Source organism: Devosia sp. CAU 1758, from assembly GCF_054482695.1.
Genome location: NZ_JBTLRJ010000002.1, coordinates 268,406 through 287,533, shown reverse-complemented (window position 1 = coordinate 287,533; position 19,128 = coordinate 268,406). Strand labels below are relative to the sequence as shown.

Annotated in this window: 18 protein-coding genes; 9 read left to right on the top strand and 9 right to left on the bottom strand. The window is 62.7% G+C overall.

Annotation, left to right across the window (positions count from 1 at the left end; genetic code table 11):
* Positions 1–18: 18 nt before the first annotated feature.
* The 9 genes from ACXYMS_RS07430 (at position 19) to ACXYMS_RS07390 (ending at position 10,964) form a co-directional block, all read left to right on the top strand.
* The gene (locus ACXYMS_RS07430) at positions 19–1,605 is read left to right on the top strand and encodes an aromatic amino acid ammonia-lyase (RefSeq protein WP_458905079.1); all 1,587 of its coding nucleotides are present in this window, start codon (positions 19–21) and stop codon (positions 1,603–1,605) included.
* A gap of 54 nt (positions 1,606–1,659) precedes the next feature.
* Positions 1,660–2,571, top strand: coding sequence for a glycine betaine ABC transporter substrate-binding protein OsmF (gene osmF, locus ACXYMS_RS07425; protein ID WP_458905077.1), 912 nt, complete (start codon positions 1,660–1,662; stop codon positions 2,569–2,571).
* A gap of 142 nt (positions 2,572–2,713) precedes the next feature.
* Positions 2,714–3,904: an ABC transporter permease gene (locus tag ACXYMS_RS07420; RefSeq protein WP_458905075.1), complete on the top strand. Its 1,191-nt coding sequence runs from the start codon at positions 2,714–2,716 to the stop codon at positions 3,902–3,904.
* Positions 3,901–4,833 carry an ABC transporter ATP-binding protein gene (locus tag ACXYMS_RS07415; RefSeq protein ID WP_458905073.1) on the top strand — a complete coding sequence of 311 codons (933 nt, stop codon included), beginning with the start codon at positions 3,901–3,903 and terminating at the stop codon, positions 4,831–4,833. Before ACXYMS_RS07420 ends, ACXYMS_RS07415 begins: the two co-directional genes overlap by 4 nt.
* On the top strand, positions 4,830–5,582 hold the full coding sequence (locus ACXYMS_RS07410; RefSeq protein WP_458905071.1) for an ABC transporter permease: 753 nt from the start codon (positions 4,830–4,832) through the stop codon (positions 5,580–5,582). Before ACXYMS_RS07415 ends, ACXYMS_RS07410 begins: the two co-directional genes overlap by 4 nt.
* Positions 5,583–5,600: 18 nt before the next feature.
* Entirely contained in the window at positions 5,601–6,962 is a 1,362-nt protein-coding gene (locus tag ACXYMS_RS07405) for a dihydroorotase (RefSeq protein ID WP_458905069.1), read from the top strand.
* Positions 6,959–8,212, top strand: a complete 1,254-nt coding sequence (locus ACXYMS_RS07400) for a Zn-dependent hydrolase (RefSeq protein ID WP_458905068.1) — start codon at positions 6,959–6,961, stop codon at positions 8,210–8,212. Before ACXYMS_RS07405 ends, ACXYMS_RS07400 begins: the two co-directional genes overlap by 4 nt.
* Positions 8,212–9,300: a DUF917 domain-containing protein gene (locus tag ACXYMS_RS07395; protein ID WP_458905066.1), complete on the top strand. Its 1,089-nt coding sequence runs from the start codon at positions 8,212–8,214 to the stop codon at positions 9,298–9,300. Before ACXYMS_RS07400 ends, ACXYMS_RS07395 begins: the two co-directional genes overlap by 1 nt.
* Before the next feature lie 2 nt (positions 9,301–9,302).
* Positions 9,303–10,964, top strand: coding sequence for a urocanate hydratase (locus ACXYMS_RS07390; protein ID WP_458905064.1), 1,662 nt, complete (start codon positions 9,303–9,305; stop codon positions 10,962–10,964).
* Between the two features lie 44 nt (positions 10,965–11,008).
* Here the strand turns inward: ACXYMS_RS07390 and ehuA are convergent, their stop codons facing one another.
* The 9 genes from ehuA to ectA all read right to left on the bottom strand — a co-directional run bounded on the left by ehuA (position 11,009) and on the right by ectA (position 18,987).
* Complete coding sequence (ehuA, locus tag ACXYMS_RS07385; RefSeq protein ID WP_458905062.1) at positions 11,009–11,785, bottom strand: ectoine/hydroxyectoine ABC transporter ATP-binding protein EhuA; 777 nt, start codon at positions 11,783–11,785, stop codon at positions 11,009–11,011.
* A complete protein-coding gene (gene ehuD / locus ACXYMS_RS07380; RefSeq protein ID WP_458905060.1) occupies positions 11,782–12,474 on the bottom strand; it encodes an ectoine/hydroxyectoine ABC transporter permease subunit EhuD in 693 nt (230 codons plus the stop codon). Before ehuD ends, ehuA begins: the two co-directional genes overlap by 4 nt.
* Positions 12,475–12,477: 3 nt before the next feature.
* A complete protein-coding gene (gene ehuC / locus ACXYMS_RS07375) occupies positions 12,478–13,149 on the bottom strand; it encodes an ectoine/hydroxyectoine ABC transporter permease subunit EhuC (protein ID WP_458905059.1) in 672 nt (223 codons plus the stop codon).
* An 82-nt stretch (positions 13,150–13,231) separates the two neighbouring features.
* Positions 13,232–14,098, bottom strand: coding sequence for an ectoine/hydroxyectoine ABC transporter substrate-binding protein EhuB (gene ehuB / locus ACXYMS_RS07370; protein ID WP_458905057.1), 867 nt, complete (start codon positions 14,096–14,098; stop codon positions 13,232–13,234).
* 72 nt (positions 14,099–14,170) lie between these two features.
* On the bottom strand, positions 14,171–15,628 hold the full coding sequence (locus ACXYMS_RS07365) for an aspartate kinase (RefSeq protein ID WP_458905056.1): 1,458 nt from the start codon (positions 15,626–15,628) through the stop codon (positions 14,171–14,173).
* Between the two features lie 70 nt (positions 15,629–15,698).
* Positions 15,699–16,628, bottom strand: coding sequence for an ectoine hydroxylase (gene thpD / locus ACXYMS_RS07360; RefSeq protein ID WP_458905054.1), 930 nt, complete (start codon positions 16,626–16,628; stop codon positions 15,699–15,701).
* A 35-nt stretch (positions 16,629–16,663) separates the two neighbouring features.
* The gene (locus ACXYMS_RS07355; protein WP_458905053.1) at positions 16,664–17,056 is read right to left on the bottom strand and encodes an ectoine synthase; all 393 of its coding nucleotides are present in this window, start codon (positions 17,054–17,056) and stop codon (positions 16,664–16,666) included.
* An 11-nt stretch (positions 17,057–17,067) separates the two neighbouring features.
* On the bottom strand, positions 17,068–18,357 hold the full coding sequence (gene ectB, locus ACXYMS_RS07350; RefSeq protein ID WP_458905051.1) for a diaminobutyrate--2-oxoglutarate transaminase: 1,290 nt from the start codon (positions 18,355–18,357) through the stop codon (positions 17,068–17,070).
* Positions 18,358–18,411: 54 nt separating this feature from the next.
* Entirely contained in the window at positions 18,412–18,987 is a 576-nt protein-coding gene (gene ectA, locus ACXYMS_RS07345; protein WP_458905049.1) for a diaminobutyrate acetyltransferase, read from the bottom strand.
* Positions 18,988–19,128 lie beyond the last annotated feature (141 nt).

Sequence of the window (19,128 nt, the reverse complement as noted above, 5' to 3'; positions counted from 1 at the left end):
GCAGGGGAATTGGAAGACGTGACCGCAGCAACGACAACCATACCGACAGCCTCAATCCGACTGCTGGGCAAACCGCTGAGCTTTGCCGATTTCGTACGCATCGGTGCGCGTCAGGCGACCATTATTGCCGATGCGGCGGCCTTGGAACGGGTGCAGGACGCCCGCGAGGTCATGGAAGACACGATCAATTCGGGCCAGCCAGTCTACGGCGCCACCACTGGGGTCGGGGCCATGAAGGATATCTCCTGGTCGGACGCCGATCTGGAAGCATTCAGTACCGGGCTGGTCCGCGCCCACCATTTTGGCACCGGCAGCGCTTTCCCGCTGGACGTTATCCGCAACGCCTTGGCGATCCGCATCAATATGGCTCTGACGGGCCGTGTCGGCTGTACGCCGGAACTGGTCGAGACCTATCAGCGCCTGCTGGAAGCCGATGTTATTCCGGTCGTGCGGCGTACTGGCTCCATTGGCTGCGCCGATATCGGGCTGATGGGTCAGATCGGCGCCGTGCTGACCGGCGTTGGGGAAGCATATTATGCCGGAGAGCGCTTGCCAGCCGCCGAAGCCCTGTCCCGCGCAGGGCTTGCCCCGGTCAAACTTGCGCCGCGCGACAGTCTCGCCTCGGTGTCGACCAACGCCGTGGGCTACGCGGCAGCCATGCGCGCCATCCGGCAGGCCGCGAGCACTGTGCGTGTCATGCTGGCTACGGGATTGACGACAGCGGGGGCCCTTGGCGCCTCTCGCGACCCATGGAAGGCCGTCGCCCATGTCGGCACCGAGCGCGAGGCCGGCATCGGCGCCTGGCTCTACTTCAACGCCATGGGCTGGCACTGGCCGACCGGCACGCATGTGCAGGATCCGCTCTCCATCCGCATGATGAGCCAGGTGTTTGCCACCGCCTTCGAAAGTCTTGTCGTGGCCGGCCGCACCGTGCTCGCCGCGACCGGGCGCACCGACGACAATCCGGTCGTCGCCGGTGGCCAGGTTCTCACCTCGGGCGGCTCATTGCCACTCGATGTCACGGTCTTTCTGCAGACGGCCCAACTGGCCCTGGCACACGTTGCGCGCAACTCCTTCAACCGTTGCGTGCTCCTGGGCAATGGCGGCCGCCGCAACTTGCCGGTCAATCTGGTGGCGCCCGGCGCCATCGCTACGGGCTTTGGTCCGATCATCAAGCTGGCCGGCGAGCTTTACGTGCGCTGCCTCTCGCTTTCCAACTCTATTTCCGCCCAATCCCTGGTGGTCGCCAATGGCCTCGAGGATGAGGCGGCCTTCCTGCCGCTGGTGGTCGAGCGCTTCGAGCGTCAGATCGGCGCCTTGCGGCGCCTTGCAGCGCTGGAAGGCCTGCTCGCGGCCCAGGCCATGGACATTTCAGGCGATCGTCCGGGCAATGTTCCGGGCATGGTCTATGGGCTGGTGCGCCGCCATGCCGAATTCTATTCTGAGGATCGCCCGCTCTCGTCCGAAGTCGAGGCTGTCGAGGCCGCTTTGTCATCTGACGGTTTCGTGGACGAACTGATTTCGCATTCCGTCATTATGGAGTTGGACGAGTATTTTGCGCTCGGCCCGCAGACCGGGGATGGAACGACCCCTGTCACGAACTGACAGTGCATATAGAATAGGGACAGTCGGGATTTCCGGCTCATAAAGGAGAGAGTCATGCGCCTAACGAAAACGCTTCTGGGTGCGGCCGCCGCGCTCACGCTGACCATGACCGCCGCGCAGGCACAGGTGGTCGTTTCTTCCAAGATCGACACCGAAGGCGGCGTGCTCGGCAACATCATCAAGCAGGTGCTCGAGGCCAACGATATCCCGGTGGAAGACCGCATCCAGCTCGGCGGTACGCCGATCGTGCGCGAGGCCATCACTGCGGGTGAGATCGATATCTATCCCGAATATACCGGCAATGCTGCCTTCTTCTTCGAACGCGCCGATGATCCGCTCTGGAACAATGCCCAGTCGGCCTATGAGGAAGCCAAGAAGCTCGACTACGACGCCAACAAAATCGTCTGGTTGGCCCCATCGCCCGCCAACAACACCTGGGCCGTGGCAGTTCGCCAGGACGTGGCCGACGCCAATGGCCTCGATACCTTCACCCAGTTCGGTGAATATGTTGCCGGCGGTGGCGAAGTGGTGCTTGCGGCGTCCGCCGAGTTTGTGAACTCACCGGCCGCCTTGCCCAAGTTCCAGGAAGTCTATGGCTTCACACTCTCGCCCGATCAACTGATCACCCTGTCGGGTGGTGACACCGCGGCCACCATTGCGGCTGCTGCTCAGGGCACCAACGGCGCCAACGCGGCCATGGTCTATGGCACTGATGGCGGTATTGCGCCCTCGGGCCTGAAAGTGCTGGAAGACGACCAGGGTGTGCAGCCGGTCTATCAGCCCGCGCCGATCATCCGTGAGGAAGTGCTCAACGAATACCCGCAGATCGAGGAATTGCTGAAGCCCGTGTTCGAGGCGCTCAGCCTTGAAACGCTGCAGGAGCTCAACGGCCGGGTGCAGGTCGGCGGCGAAGCCGCCTCCACAGTGGCCACCGACTTTCTGACCACCAATGGCTTCCTGAGCTAGGCCCAAGGCCTTCGCCACTGGCGGAGGCTGTGCCTGTCGGGGTGGCGTGCCACGCGCCCGTCACCCCACCAGCCAAGGACGGCCTCGATATACCGGGGCATCCATCCCAGTGACGTGCCTGCCACCAGAAGCGAGAGCGCGCATGACGACCGCCGATACCACGGGCCAAAGCCGTATCGCATGGCCGGTCTTCGACAAGCTCGGCGTGCTGATCGGTCTGATCGCCGCCGCCGGGGCCTTCCTTCCCTTTGCCGTCTTCCGCGCCAATCGCATCGTTCTGGGCGAAGGGCTGCTGGTCCCATCCGCTCTCGGTCTCTCTTCGGCGGTCATGCTCGGCCTCGTCGTCCTCATCGGCATCGGGTCGATGCTTCTGCGGGTCCATCCACTCGCCAAGCTCTGTATCGGCTTCCTGGTGCTTGCCACGCTCTTTGTCCTTATCGGCCAGTCAGCGACGTTTCTGACACCCCCTGACAACACCTTTGCCCGGGTGTCACCTGGCGCCGGGTTCTGGCTATTGACCTTTGCCTTCGCACTGCTGGTCACCGACGCCCTCACGCGGCTCAAATTCGGTCCATGGCAACGCATCGGCATCCTCGCCGTGGTCGGGATGGCGATGGCAGCGCTGCTCTGGAGCGGCGCTTGGAACGATCTGTCGATCCTCAAGGAATTCGCCAATCGCGCGCCGGCTTTCTGGGCCGAGGCCCGCACCCATCTGCTTCTGGCCTTCGGGTCGGTCGCCATCGCCATCCTTGCCGGTGTGCCGCTGGGCATCCTGCTCTATCGGGTCAAACCGCTGCGCGCCGCCGTGCTCAATACCCTCAACATCGTCCAGACCATCCCCTCGATCGCGCTGTTCGGGTTGCTCATTGCTCCTTTGGCCTGGGTCGCTGCCAATGTGCCGGGCGCCTCGGCCATCGGCATCTCGGGCATCGGCATCGCCCCGGCCATGGTGGCGCTCTTTGCCTATTCGCTGCTGCCCATCGTTTCCAACACCGTGGTGGGCCTGGTCAATGTGCCCGAGGCCGCCAATGACGCGGCAAGGGGCATGGGCATGACCAATCGGCAGCGCCTGTTTTCCGTGGAACTGCCGCTGGCCTTTCCCGTGATCCTCACCGGCATTCGCATCGTGCTCGTTCAGAATATCGGTCTTGCCACCATCGCCGCGCTCATCGGCGGGGGCGGCTTCGGCGTCTTCGTGTTCCAGGGCATTGGCCAGACCGCCATGGATTTGGTCTTGCTCGGCGCCGTTCCGACCGTCGCCCTGGCCTTTGCCGCTGCCGTGGTTCTCGATGCCTTTGTCGAAATGGTCAGCACCAGGGAGCGTGCCCAATGATCGAAATTCAGGAGCTGACCAAGGTCTATGGCCAGACGACGGTGGTCGACAGGGTCTCGCTGACCATCGGCGCCGGCGAGCTCTGCGCCATCGTCGGCACCTCGGGTTCGGGCAAGACCACGCTTATGCGCATGGTCAACCGGCTGGTCGAGCCGACCTCTGGCATGGTGCTGATTGACGGGCAGGATACGCGCGAGGTTCCTGCCTATGAACTGCGCCGTCGCATCGGTTATGCCATTCAGGGCCACGGCCTGTTTCCGCACCGCACCGTGGGACAGAATATCGGCACGGTCCCCCATCTGCTCGGCTGGGAAACTGCGCGGATATCGGCGCGGATCGATGAACTGCTTTCTCTGTTTCAGCTCGACCCGGCTAAATTCCGTGACCGCATGCCCAATGAACTATCGGGTGGTCAACAGCAGCGCGTCGGCGTGGCGCGCGCATTGGCGGCCGAGCCCAACATTCTCCTCATGGACGAACCCTTCGGCGCGCTTGACCCGGTCATCCGTGCCAAGGCCCAGGACGATCTGCTTGCCATCCAGAGACGGTTCAACACTACGGTGGTGCTGGTCACCCATGACATGGAAGAGGCCATTCACCTGGGCAGCCGTATCGCTGTCATGGATGGTGGCGAATTGCTGCAATATGCGTCCCCCGAGGAGATCATCGCCAATCCGGCCACTGATTTCGTCGCTGAGCTCATCGGCGGCGACCGTCCCTTCCGGCTGCTCTCGCTGGCAAAGGTGAGCTCTTTGGTCGAACCCGGCGACGCTACGGGCCAACCGATTGCCGCCACTGCCAGCCTGCGCGAGGCCTATGCCGAATGCCTCTGGTCGGGGCGCGAAGCCTTGCCTGTCACGGACAACGGCAAACTGGTCGGCCGTATCAACCGCGCCGATCTGGCCAGGTGCGCTGTGAGGCCGTCATGAGCATTGGGCTTGTCATCCGCCTCCTCGTCCTGGCCCTGCTGGTGCTGTTCCTCATCAGGCCGGAGACTTTAGCCTTCGTCTTCGAGCCACTGACCCGGAACAACCAGCCGGTAGTTTACAATCAGGGCAGCCTCCTGGACCTGACACTAAATCACTTGATGATCGTGGCGATTGCGACAGCTCTGGCCACCACCGTCGCCGTTGGCCTCGCCATCCTGGTGACGCGTCCCTTCGGCGCCGAATTTCTCCCCCTATCCCGCAGCCTCGCCAATGTTGGGCAGACCTTCCCGCCCGTCGCCGTGCTGGCGCTTGCCGTGCCCCTGCTCGGCTTTGGCACGGCACCGACGCTGGTGGCCCTGTTTCTCTACGGCCTCCTGCCAATCTTCGAAAATACCCTGACCGGCCTCACCGGGCTTCCGCCCACGGTGACCGAAGCGGCACGCGGCATGGGCATGACCGGCAGGCAACGTCTTGTCCGCATTGAGCTCCCCTTGGCCCTGCCGGTCATCCTCGCCGGAGTGCGCCTCTCCACGGTCATTTCCCTGGCCACCGCTACCATCGGCTCCACCGTTGCGGCGCGCACGCTTGGCGAAGTCATCATCGCCGGGCTTCTGTCCAGCAACACCGCCTTCGTGCTGCAGGGCGGGCTCATCGTGGGCGCGCTCGCTGTGCTGATTTACGACGGCCTCTCGGCCATTGAACGGGCGCTGACCCGCCGCACCGGCCAGGGCGCGCGCGCCAACGCCTGACTTCGGAAAGACTTGAACATGTCCGACTTCGACCTCAGCCTCACCGGCACCATCGTCCTTCCGGACCGCGTCATCGCGCGCGGCCATGTTGCCGTACGCAACGGCAAGATCGCTTTGGTCGGGGAAGGCGTTGGGCCCGAGGCGAGGGATCGCCATGATTTGGGTAGCGCCATGATTCTGCCTGGCGCCATCGACGCCCAGACCCATTCGCTTAGCCAGAAAGATCAGGAAGATTTCATCTGGTCCACCCGCTCGGCGGCGGCCGGCGGTGTCACCACCATCGTCGACATGCCCTATGACGAAGGCAATCTGGTCTGCTCGGCCCAAGCAGTGCGTATCAAAGTCGATCATGCCAGCCCGCAGGCCCGCGTCGATTTTGCACTCTACGGCACCATCAATCCGGAAGAAGGAGCCGCCCGCATCGCCGAACAGGCACAGGCGGGCGTTGCCGCATTCAAGTTCTCGACCTTCGGCACAGATCCGATTCGCTTTCCGCGCATCCCGCCGGCTCTCCTGGAACAGTGCTTTGCCGCCGTTGCCAAGACCGGTCTGACGGCCGGCGTACACAACGAGGACGATGAAATGGTCCGCGCCGCCATGGCCAAGGTCAAGGCCGCGGGGATCACCGATTATCGCGCCCATGGACTGAGCCGCCCGCCGCTGACCGAACTCCTGGCCTCGCTGCAGATCTACGAGACCGGGGCGCAGACCGGGTGCCCGGCCCATGTGGTCCATTGCTCGCTCGCCCGCGGCTATGAGATCGCCCGCACCTATCGCGAGCAGGGCTATGCCGCCAGCATAGAGTGCTGCATTCACTACCTGACGCTCGACGAGGAAAACGACGTCGCCCGGCTCGGCGGCAAGGCCAAGATCAATCCCCCGATCCGCCCGCGCGCCGAAGTTGAAAAACTCTGGGAGCATGTCGCGGCCGGCAATGTCACGCTGATCTCGACCGATCACGTCAGCTGGTCCGAGGACCGCAAGACCAATCCCGACATGCTTGCCAACGCCTCGGGCGTCCCCGGTCTCGAAGCCATGGTGCCGCTGTTCATCAAGGGACTCCTGGACCATGGTTTACCCCTGACATGGGCGGCAAAATTGATGGCCGAAAACCCCGCCCGCCACTTCCGCCTCGACCACATCAAGGGCGCGCTGGAGCCCGGCAAGGACGCCGACATCACCGTTCTCGTCAATCGCCCGCAGGTCTATGACGCGGCCCGCAGCGGCCATAACGTCGTCGGCTGGAGCCCCTATAACGGCATCGAACTGCCCTGGACAATCGCCGGGACCTGGCTGCGCGGCCGGCAAGTGTTTGATGGTAAGGATGTTTTGGCCGAACCGGGCAACGGTCGTTTCGTCCGGCCCGAGGCGCGCGCATGATCCGCAACCTGCCCACCAGCGCCGCGCGGATCGATGAAGACATCGCGGCCCTCGCCGCAATTACCGAGCCCGACCGCCCCTACACCCGCCGCGCCTTCACGCCCATGTTCCTCAAGGGCCGGGAATGGCTGACCCGCCGGTTCGAGGCCGCCGGTCTCACCACTCACATCGATGCAGCCGGCAATCTCATCGGCTCCCGAAAGGGCCAGAAACCGGGCCTCGGCACGATCATGCTCGGCTCGCATTCCGATACCGTGCCGGATGGCGGCCGCTATGACGGCATCGCCGGAATATCTGCCGCTCTCGAAGTGGCGCGGGCCCTGGCAGACCAGGGCATAGCACTCGACCACGATCTCGAAATCATCGACTTCCTCGCTGAGGAGGTCTCCATTTTCGGCGTGTCCTGCGTTGGCAGTCGCGGCATCTCCGGGACACGTCCAGACGAATGGCTCAGCCGCGAAAGCGCTGGTCTCACGCTTGCCAATGCCATAGCCGAAGTCGGCGGCAACGCGGCCGCGCAGCGAACACGTAGCGACATCGCCGCGTTTCTGGAACTCCACATCGAACAGGGACCGGTGCTGGAAAGTGGGGGACTCGACGTCGGTGTCGTCACCGCCATCGCCGGGATCACCCGCATCGAAATCCTGGTCGAGGGGCGCGCTGATCATGCCGGCACCACACCCATGGGCAGCCGCAAGGACGCTCTATCCGCAGCGGCCTGGATCGCGCTGGCGGTCGAGCGCTTTGCCACCGATCTTGCGGCGGGCGAATACCACTTCGCGGCCACGGTCGGCGAGTTCCGCATGGAACCCAATGCCGCCAATGTGGTGCCATCGCGCGTCACTATGCTGATCGATGCCCGGGCCGAACGTCGCTCGGATATGACGCATTTTCTCGCTGAACTGTGCGAAGGCGTGGCGGGCATCGCTGCCCAGACCGGCGTAGTCGTGCCAGAGCCGCGTATCATATCGGACAATGTGCCAACGCCCTGCGACGCCGATATCCTCGCCGTGCTGGACGCCGCCTGTGAGACCACCGGCGCTCGTCATCGCCGCATGGCCTCCGGCGCCGGGCACGATACCGCCTGGATGGCGCGGATCACCAGGGCCGCTATGATCTTTGTGCCCTGCGTCCAGGGTCGCAGCCATACACCAGAAGAATCCGCCAAGGTCGAGGACATCGCGCTCGGCGCCGCCGTGCTGCTCGACGCAGTGCAGCGGCTCGATAAAGAACTGCAGGAGAAAGCATAATGGGACGCATCCTCACCGAGAAAGACGTCGAAGCGGCCGTCAAGGGTGGCTCGGTCTATGCGGCCGGAGGCGGTGGCTGGGCAGATCACGGCCGCATGCTCGGCCATGCAGCTGTCTCTATCGGCAAGCCCGAACTGGTCTCGGTGGAGGAACTGGCCGATCATGACTGGGTGGCCACGGCCGCCGCCATCGGCGCGCCAGCTTCGACAACCCCCTGGGAGATGCGCGGCGTCGATTACATCAAGGCCGTACAGTTGCTGCAAGATGCGCTGGGCGAGAAACTGGCTGGCCTGATGGTCGGCCAGAACGGCAAGTCTTCCACGCTCAACGGCTGGCTGCCCTCAGCCGCGCTGGGATTGAAAGTCGTCGACGCCGTGGGCGACATCCGGGCGCACCCCACGGGCGACATGGGCTCCATCGGCTTGGCCGGCTCGCCCGAACCGATGATCCAGACTGCTGTTGGCGGCAACCGCGAGGACAACCGCTATATCGAGCTGGTCACCCGCGGCGCCACTGCCAAGGTATCCCCGATCCTCCGCACTGCCGCAGACATGTCCGGCGGGTTCATCACGTCCTGCCGCAATCCAGTCCGCGCCAGCTATGTCCGCCGGCACGCAGCTCTGGGCGGTATTTCGCTGGCACTGAAGCTCGGCGAGGCCATCATCGCGGCCGAAGCCAAGGGCGGCAGCGCCATCAACGACGCAATCGTCAAGACCACCGGCGGCGCGATCCTCGTCGAGGGCAAGATTGCCCGAAAGGCCGTGACCTATACGAGCGAGGCCTTCGACGTAGGGACTGTCACACTCGAGAACGGTGCCGTGCTGCATGTGATGAACGAATATATGGCCGTCGATGATCGCGATGGCGCCCGCCAGGCGACCTTTCCTGATGTGATCACCACGCTTTCTCGTGATGGCGAGGCGCTCAGCGTTGGTCAGCTCGAGGAGGGCATGCCGATCTTCGTGCTGCACGTCCCCAAATCCATAATTCCATTGTCATCGAGCGTCCTCGATCCGGCAGTCTATCCTCATGTCGAGAAAACCATGGGAATCGAATTGGCCCGCTATGCCCTGTCCAAGGAGGGCTGAACATGCCGACACCCAATTCCCGTCACCCGCGCTTTCCCATTCCCGGTGGCACTGAACTGCGCGCCCGCGGCTGGCGCCAGGAAGCGCTACTGCGCCTGCTCGAAAACGTACTCAGCGTTGGTGAGGATCCGGACAATCTCGTCGTCTATGCCGCCCTCGGCAAGGCGGCTCGCAATTGGGCAAGTCACGACGCCATTGTCCATGCGCTCAAGACCATGGACGAGGATCACACGCTGATCATACAGTCAGGCAAACCGATTGGCCTCGTCAAAACCCATGCCAAGGCGCCGCTGGTCATCATGGCCAATTGCAACATCGTGGGGCAGTGGGCCAAGGCCGAAGTGTTCTACGAATTGGAGCGCAAGGGTCTGATCTGCTGGGGCGGGCTGACGGCCGGGGCCTGGCAATATATTGGCAGCCAGGGTGTCATCCAGGGCACCTATGAAATCTTCATGCGCATTGCCGAAAACCGCTTCAACGGCGATCTGGCGGGGCGCTTTATCCTGACAGCGGGTCTGGGCGGCATGGGCGGTGCCCAGCCATTGGCTGGTCGCATGGCGGGCGCGGCGATCCTCTGTGCCGATATCGACCCCGAGCGCGCCGCCAAGCGCAAGGAGATCGGCTATCTTGAAGAGGTTGCGCCAGATCTCGATACCGCGCTCGAAATGATCGCGGCAGCCAGGCGCGAGAAACGCGGGACCTCCATCGGCCTTGTCGGTAATGCTGCCGATATTTATCCCGAAATTGCCCGGCGAGGGATCACGCCCGATATCGTGACCGATCAAACCTCAGCGCATGACTTGGTCTATGGCTATGTGCCAAAGGGATATTCGCTCGAACAGGTACGCGAACTGCGCAAGACAAATCCGGCGAAACTGATGGTGGCCAGCCGGGCCTCCATTGTCGATCATGTGCGGGCCATGCTCGAATTCCAGGGCCGAGGCGCAGAAGTCTTCGATAATGGCAATCTCATCCGAACCCACGCCAAGGAAGGCGGAGTTGAAAATGCGTTCGATATCCGCATCTTCACCGAAGCCTATTTGCGCCCATTGTTTGTGCGCGCCATCGGCCCCTTTCGCTGGATGGCTCAATCAGGCGATCCTGAAGATATCCGCAAGATCGACGACCGCTTGCTGCAGATGTTTCCCGACAATCGCATCGTCACCAACTGGATCCAGCTGGCCCGGCGTCACGTCCCATTCGAAGGCCTGCCGTCGCGCATCGCCTGGCTCGGCCATGGCGAACGCACCGAACTGGCCCTGGCGGTCAACGAGATGGTGCGCAGGGGGGAATTGGCCGGTCCGGTCACCTTCAGCCGTGATCACCTCGACGCAGGCGCCATGGCCCATCCCAATATCATGACCGAGCGTATGAAGGACGGCTCCGATGCCATCGCCGACTGGCCCATTCTCGACGCCATGTTGCTCTGCTCATCCATGGCCGATCTGGTGGTTGTGCACTCGGGCGGTGGCGGCTACGCCGGCTACATGACCTCGGCGGGCGTGACCATCGTGGCCGACGGCACCGATTCCGGTGCGGACCGTCTGACCCTCGCCCTGACCAATGATACGGCCCTGGGCGTCATGCGCTATGCCGATGCTGGATATGAGGAAAGCCATGACGAGATTGCCCGCAAGGGGATAGGGCATATTGCCCTCGGCTAGGTCCGGTGCGCTTGTGCAGCAATGGAAGGGTGGTCAACAGGTCGCTAGTCCAGCACGGCCTTCAGGAACTCCCGAGTCCGCTCCTCATTGGGATCAGTGAACAGGTCTTCGGGGGCGCCTTCCTCGCGAATGCGGCCCTGGTCGAAGAAGCAGACCCGGTCCGAGATTTCGCGGGCAAAGCGCATTTCATGAGTCACCAGCAGCATGGTCAGGTCATGCTCCTCGGCCAGCTTGCCGATGACATTGAGCACCTCGCCCACCAGTTCTGGATCGAGCGCCGAGGTCGGCTCGTCGAACAGCAGCACATTGGGGCGCATGGCCAACGCCCGCGCAATGCCGACGCGCTGCTGCTGCCCGCCTGAGAGCTGGTGCGGATATTTGCTGGCCTGATCCGCCAGGCCGACAAGCTCCAGCAATTCCTCGCCGCGCTCCCTGGCATCCTGCTTGCTCAGGCCCAGCACCTTGGTCGGCGCTTCGGTGATATTGCGCAGCACGCTCATATGCGGGAACAGGTTGAACTGCTGGAACACCATGCCGAGCTGCGCACGCATCTTGCGTAAGTGTGCCTCGCTGGCCGGCTTGAGGCTGCCATCGGGCGCCTTTTCGTGCCACAGCGGCTCGCCGCCAACCGTGACCATGCCCCCATTGATGTTTTCGAGCGTCATCAGGATGCGCAGCACGGTCGACTTGCCCGAGCCGGAAGGCCCGATGATCGAGACCTTTTCGCCCTTCCTGACATTGAAATCGAGCTTATCGAGCACGGTCAGGTCGCCGAAGCGTTTGATCACCTTGTCGAACTGGATGATGTTTTCGTCGGTCATTTCAAGGGAATCCCCTGTTTAGGCAGCCAGGTGTCGAGCAGCCGTACGCCGCTCGAGGCCACCAGCGTCATGATGAGATAGAGCGCGCCGACCATGGACAGCGGCACGAGATAATCGAAGGTGCGATCGCCCACGATCTTGGCGACATTGAGCATTTCGAGCACTGTCACCACCGAGAGCACCGGCACGTCCTTCATGATCGAGACGAGATAATTGCCCATGGCTGGTACTATGCGCGGCACGGCCTGCGGCACCACGATATGGGTGAAGGTGCGCGCAGAGGAGAGGTTCAGCGCCCGCGCCGCCTCGCGCTGGTCACTGCCAACGGCCTCCAGCCCAGCCCGGTACACTTCCGAGGTATAGGCGCTGTACTGGATGCCCAGGGCCAGGGCCCCCGTCATGAACGCGGGAAGAACAATTCCGTATTCGGGCAGCACGTAATAGAGAAAGAACAGCTGCACCAGGAGCGGTGTATCGCGGATAAATTCGGTAACGACCTTCGCCGGCCACGAGATGAAGCGCGACGGCGCGCCCTTGAGCACCGCCCAGACCAGGCCCAGCACCAGCGCTACCAGAAAGCCGAGCACAGTCGCCTGGATGGTCACCACCATGCCCGTAAGCAGGATGGGCAGGATGGAAATGGCAAAGGCGAGGGGACTGGAAAGGTCCCATTCATATCCAAAAAGCATGGGTCAGCTCCTCGCTGTGCGCCAGCGGCTCACATAGGCTTCAAGTCCGCGCATGATGGCGGTGAGCACCAGCGCCATGCCGAAATAGGCGACCAGCAGCATCGAGTAGATGGTGGTGCTGTCCTGGGTGAAATTGCGGATCTGCTCGGCGCGGAAGGTCAAGTCTCCCAGGCTGATCAGCGAGACCAGCGCGGTATCTTTTAGGTTCTGCACCGCCAGATTGCCGAGGGAGGGCATCATCTCGGGTATAGCCTGGGGAATGGTGATGTTCCATAGGGTCTGGCGCGGCGTGAAATTGAGCGCCCGCGCCGCCTCGTGCTGGTCCGTGTGGACCGACTGGATGGCGCCGCGCACCACTTCGGCGCCATAGGCCCCGATATTGAGGCCCAGCGCCAGAACCCCCGCCACCACCGGCGGTAGCCGCAGATCTACGCCGATAGCCATGCCGGCAATGGGCAGGGCGAAATAGAGCCAGAACAACTGCACCAGCAAGGACGTTCCGCGGAACACCTCGATATAGGCGACCGAAACACCCTTGATGGCCCAGTTGGACGACAGTTTGCCGATGCCGAACACAAAGGCCAGCGCCGCGCCTAGAATGGTCGAATAGGCCGTCAGTTGGATGGTGACCCACGCCCCCTCCATCAGGGGCGGAAAATATTCTGTCCAATGCATGTGTCAGTTTCCGTGCGTTGGTTGAAACGCGCTGTGGGCGGGCGCCGGAGCACCCGCCCACAAATCAGTCTGTGGCGCCGGATTAGTCGGCGGTGCACAGCTCTTCAGTGGTGCGCTGACCAGAACCGTCGACGTCCGACTGGGTAAAGCCATAGCCCATCAGGGTTTCCGACCATTCCGGCGTCTGCTTGAATTCGGCCAGGGCGCCATTGACGGCGTCGCGCAGCTCTTCATTGCCGGAGGCAAAGGTGAAGCCGCCCCAGCTGCGGACTTCCTCGCCATCGATCACCGGATCGGTGAAGTCGCCGGCAACCTCAACGCCATCGTTCTGGTCGGCCAGGCCGCTGGCTGTCAGGCTGGTAGCGGCATAGGCGTCGGCGCGGCCGGTCGAGACCGTCGAAATGGCGTCGGCATTGGCGGCGATGGTGACGAGATTGGCTTCGTCCACGCCCAGCTTCTGCATCATTTCGAGCTGGTCGGCGCCGGCCATGATCGCAACCTTGAGGTCGGGGTTTTCCGCGAAGTCTGAATAGGCATGGATGCCTTTGGGGTTGCCAGTGGCAACCAGCAGGCCTTCACCATAGGAGGTATTGGGCTCGGAGAAGAGCACCTGCTGGCAGCGATCCGGCAGGATCGCCATTTCGGCCGCGACCATGTCGAAGCGGTCGGCCTGCAGACCCGGGATCAGCGAGGAGAAATTGGTGGTGACCCACTCGATATTCTCGACGCCCAGTTCTTCCATGATTGCCTTGGCGACATCGGGGCCTGCGCCCATGGCTTCGCCGCTAGGATCGACATAGCCATAGGGAATCTCATTGGCGACCGCGATGCGGATCGAGCCCGATTCCTGAATTTCAGACAGCGTTGCGGCGCTGACAGCGGTAGAGGCAAGAGCCGAAGCTGCAATGGCAGACAGCGCCATGACTGCGGTTTTTCCGAAAGTGGTCATGTGTGTTCTCCTGGTTGTTTCTTCTTCGGGCAACGAAACCGGCTGGAGCCCATCCAATCAGCCGGCTAAGGTTCAGGCGGCGGCGTGCAGTTTTTGCTGCGGCGCTGCTGCCCAATCTTCGATCAGGCCCTTGTGCAGGGCCGCGATTGTGGCTTCGAACTGGTCTGGTTCGACGATCACCTGCAGGTCGACCTTGCGCAGCAGATCGTGGACGCCCAGCGGTGCAATGCCGGCCTCAGCCAGCGCGGCCATGGCCTGCACCAGCACGGCGGTCGACCCCAGGTCGCGCCCGATGGCCGAGACGATCGCAACCTTGCGCAGGCCGATCTCGGCGGTAGGGAAGGCTTTCGACAGGTCGCTTTCGACCCGCTTGATCGCCTTCATCGACCCCTTGAGATAATGCGTTATGGTATTGGCGTTGGAGGTCTTGGCGATGATCCAGACCTTGTGGCGCTTCAGCGCTTCCAGAATTTCGGCGTCATAACCCTTCACTCCGACCATGTCCTGGTCGTAGAATTCGAAGGCATAGACGTTCTTCAACCCGGTCACGATCTCGACCTGTGGCGATTGCGCATCGAGGTCCGAACGAATCACGGTTCCGGGATGTTCCGGTTCAAACGCATTTTTCACCCGGAGCGGTATGCCGGCCTGCCGCAGGCTCTTGGCGGCACGAGGGTGAATGGCCTCCATCCCCATATTGGAAAGCTGGTCGGCTACGTCGTAATTGGTTTCGCCGATGACGCGGACGGCGTCCGGTGCCACCAGCCGCGGGTCTGCGCTTGAGAGGTGGAATTCCTTGTGAATGATGGCTTCGCGCGCCTTCGTGACCACGGTCAGCCGCGACAGCGTCACCTCGCTATAGCCCCGGTCATAGGTGCCCATCAGCGCTTCGCTACATTGGGCGTAGCCGGTGACGATGGGCAATTCGCTTGAAAGATCCACATCGGCCAGCGCCCGTTCGATGATCTCGTCCAGCGTGTACTGGCCTTCGTCACGCCAGCCTGTCAGGTCGATCATTCGGGCACGCACGCCAAGCTGGTTCAGCAACAGGCTGGTGTTGAAGGCGGAATGCGCTTCGCCCAGCGAAGCCAGCATTTCACGCACCGTCAGCAGGTGCTGTTGGAGCTGGAAATGTCCGAACGAACACAGCCGCGACAGGTCGATTAGGCAGGAGCGCACGCCCTCGATGCGTTCTCGCGCGAAGCGGTTGGCGCTCTGGCGCGCGCCCTCGTCGGCAAATATGCGGGCATTGTGCTCAAACATCTTTTCGGCGACGGCGCTGAGGGCGTCGCCCCACACCCAGCCGCCTTCAGCACTGGCAAACAGCGCATAGACGCCGGGCTTGCCGGACTTCTTGTGCTCCAGCAGGTCGTCGGTGATCCCGGCATAGGCCGAGACGACGAAGATGCGGTTGTAGAGTTCGGCGCCCTTGCGGTCGCCGATCAGCACTGTGTCGAGCAGTTCCTTGGTGCGGGCCATGGACGTGCCGCCGATCTTTTCGACGGTATGGCGCGGGGTCTGGTCAGTCATGCGGTCTCCATCCGCTCCCGTTGGTCGGGGAGCGGAGCTTGTGGGTTGGCCTCGGTGCAAATCGATGGCCTCAGCCGATCTTTCCGGTCTCGATGCTGATCGGACCCTTGGGATCGCGCGAGCTGAGGAAGGCGGGGCGCGGTGCCTTGGCGGCGAAGGGCGCGATCACCCGGTTGGACCAGGCATTGTAGACGAAGAACGCGTTGGACCGCGGGAACGGGGTGATATTGCCGTTCGAGCCATGCATGGTGTTGCAGTCGAACAGCACCACGGTTCCGGCCTTGCCCGAGGCATAGTCAATGCCGTGTTCCTTGGCCATCTTGGTCAGCGCATCATGGGACGGCACGCCGATTTCCTGCTTCTTGAGCGAAGTCTTGTGGTTGTCTTCGGGTGTCTCGCCGGCACAGGCAACAAACTTCTTGTGCGTACCCGGCATCAGCATCAGCGGGCCGTTGAGGGCGTCATTGTCCGTCAAGAGGATCGAGGCCGAGATGGCCCGCATGCGCGGCATGCCATCCTCAGCGTGCCAGGTCTCGAAATCGGAATGCCAGTAGAATTCCTTGCCGGTAAAGCCCGGCTTGTAGTTGAGACGCGACTGATGGAGATAGACCTCGTCATCGAGCAGGAAACTGATTGCGCCGGCGATGCGACGATCACTGGCCAGGCGCGCGAACAGCGCGTTCTCTTCATCCAGCCGGAACACGGTGCGCACCTCGTCCGAGCCGGGCTCGGTGATGACATTGTCCTCGGCGATTGTTGCCTCGCCCGAACGCATATGGGCGGATTCCTTTTGCAGCGCGGCCACTTCGGCCGGCGAAAAGACGTCCTTGAGGATCAGGTAGCCGTTCTTTTCGAAGCTTTCCGTCTGCGCGCGCGTCAGCGGTGCTTCCGGGCTCCAATTGCCCCAGACCACGGGGTCCTTGCGCTCCTGCCACTTTTCGGCCGGCAGGCGCGTGGGATAGTCGTCATGATTGGCGGTGTCGAAAGCTGACTGGGTCATGTTTTCGCCTTTCAGTTTGAATTTGGGGGACGCGGCTACGCGTCTTCGGAAATCGGGGCGTAGGAGCCGTCCTCGCGGTGCACTTCCTGTCCGGTAACCGGCGGGTTGAAGCAGCACGCCATCACCATCTCGCTCCTGGCGGAGAGGCGATGCCGGTCATTGAGGTCAAGGGCGTACATCACGCCGGGTCGGATCTGGTGCACCACTCCGGTGTCGAGTTCCTCGATCTGCCCTTCACCCGAGATGCAATAGACGCTCTCGAAATGGTGCTTGTAGTGGAACTCGTGGCTGGTGCCCGCATGGATGCGGGTGATGTGGAAAGAGAAACCCATATTGTCGCCGGCCAGCAGCAGTCTTGTGCTGTCCCAGCCGTTGGAATGGACCAGGCGCTCGCCCAGGCGTGCGGTATCGAGGTCGCGTACGATCATTGCGGTTGTCCTTATTCGGCTGCTGCGCGGTGGGACCCGAGGACCGCCTCGAAGGCGCCCTCCATGATGTCCACTCCGGCGGTCAGCTGGTCGAGGGATATGGTGAGCGGGGCCAGCACCTTGACCACTTCGTCATGGCTGCCCGAGGTCTCGATGATCAGGCCCTTGGCAAAGCACGCCTTGCAGATCGCGGCTGCGTTTTCACCCGAGCCGGCATCGATCCCCACCATCATGCCGCGCCCCCGCGTGGTGAGGCCATGAACATCGGCAATGGCATTGAGCCGGTCGCCCAGATAGCGGGCCTTTTCGGTCACTGCGCCGAGAAAGCGATCATCGCCCCAGAACTTTTCCAGTGCTGCAGCAGCGGTGATGAAGGCGTGGTTATTGCCGCGGAAGGTGCCGTTATGTTCGGCCGGCTTCCAGATGTCGTGCTCCGGCTTGATCAGCGTCACCGCCAGCGGCAGGCCCATGCCCGAAAGCGATTTGGCCATGGTGACGATGTCGGGCGAGAGATCCATGCCGTCGAACGAGAAGAACCCGCCGGTGCGACCGCAGCCGGCCTGGATATCATCGATGATGAACAGAGCGCCATGCTTCCTTGCAATGGCCTGGATCTGGCGCAGCCATTCCGGGGAGGCGGCATTGAGCCCACCTTCGCCCTGCACGGTTTCCAGAATGATCGCCGCCGGGGCGTCGACGCCGCTGGACGGGTCGGAAAGCTGGCGGTCGAGCAGGTCGGCCGTGTTGATGTCCGGGCCATGATAGCCGTCATAGGCGGCGCGGGTGACGCCCGCGAGCGGGATCGAAGCGCCGCCCCGATGCTTGCCATTGCCAGTCGCCGCCAGGGCGCCGAGCGTGACCCCATGAAAACCATTGGTGAAGGCAATGATATTTGTGCGCCCGGTGACCTTGCGCGCCAGCTTCATGGCGGCTTCCACCGCATTGGCGCCAGTCGGGCCGGTAAACTGGACCTGATGCTTCATGTCGCGCGGCTTGAGGATCAGCCGCTCGAAGGTGGCGAGGAAATGTTCCTTGGCCTCGGTGAACATATCGAGGCCATGGGCAATGCCATCGGCCGAGATATAGTCGATCAGCGCCGCCTTCAGGTCCGGGTCGTTGTGACCGTAATTAAGCGTCGAGCACCCAGCCAGGAAGTCGGTATAGGCCTTGCCATGTGTGTCATAGATGGTGGCGCCCAGCGCCTTGTCGAACATCTTGGGAAAGCTGCGCGAATAGGAGCGGACACGGCTTTCGACGCGCTCGAAGGTGGTCAGGGGGGTGATCGATGTCGTGGTGGCCATAGGAAACGTCTCCTGGACGTTGGAAGTCAAAAGAATGGGTTCGGGCAGGGGGCGCTAGGGGCCGGAAAGCGCCGCTATCCGGTCCGGGCTGAAGGGGCCGATGCTGACCGCGTATTCGCTGTCATGCCGGCCGCCGAAATGCGCGTCGCGCAGGAAGTGCTCGATCTGACGAAGCTGCGCCCCGAGCCGGCGCGCGATTGAGGTAAACAGTGCCCAGGACGGCTCGTTATCCTCGGTGATCGTGCACTGGAGCGTCTTTACGTTTCGGCATGCCGGGCGCGCCAGCACATCGCCGATCAGCCGCCGGCCCAGCCCCTGGCCGCGCGCCGCATCGCTGACGCAGACCTGCCAGATGAACAGGGTATCCGGCGCTTCGGGTAAAATGTGCCCGGAAACCCAGCCGACCACCGCCCCATCCTGCTCGGCAAGGGCGCAGGTGGACGCGAAATGCGTGCACTGCAACAGGTTCGCATAGAGCGAATTGTCATCGAGCGATTCTGTCGCCTGGATCAGCGACCACACCTTGGCACCGTCGGTGCTTTCGGGGGAGCGGATCGCCGCAACAGGCGCCTTAGTTGCGTGCCTGTCGAGGGCGCCAGCATCGAACAGCGCTGAATTGCCATATATCATGACGCCGAAACTTAGCTATATCTAACTAAATTTCAACCCGAAAATCAGTGTCGCTGCGGCAAGGCGTGCTGCCCAAATGGCAAGGAACCTCCGAATGCTGTTAGTTTCTAGAGGGTTCCGCCGATACGGTTGAGTGAAATT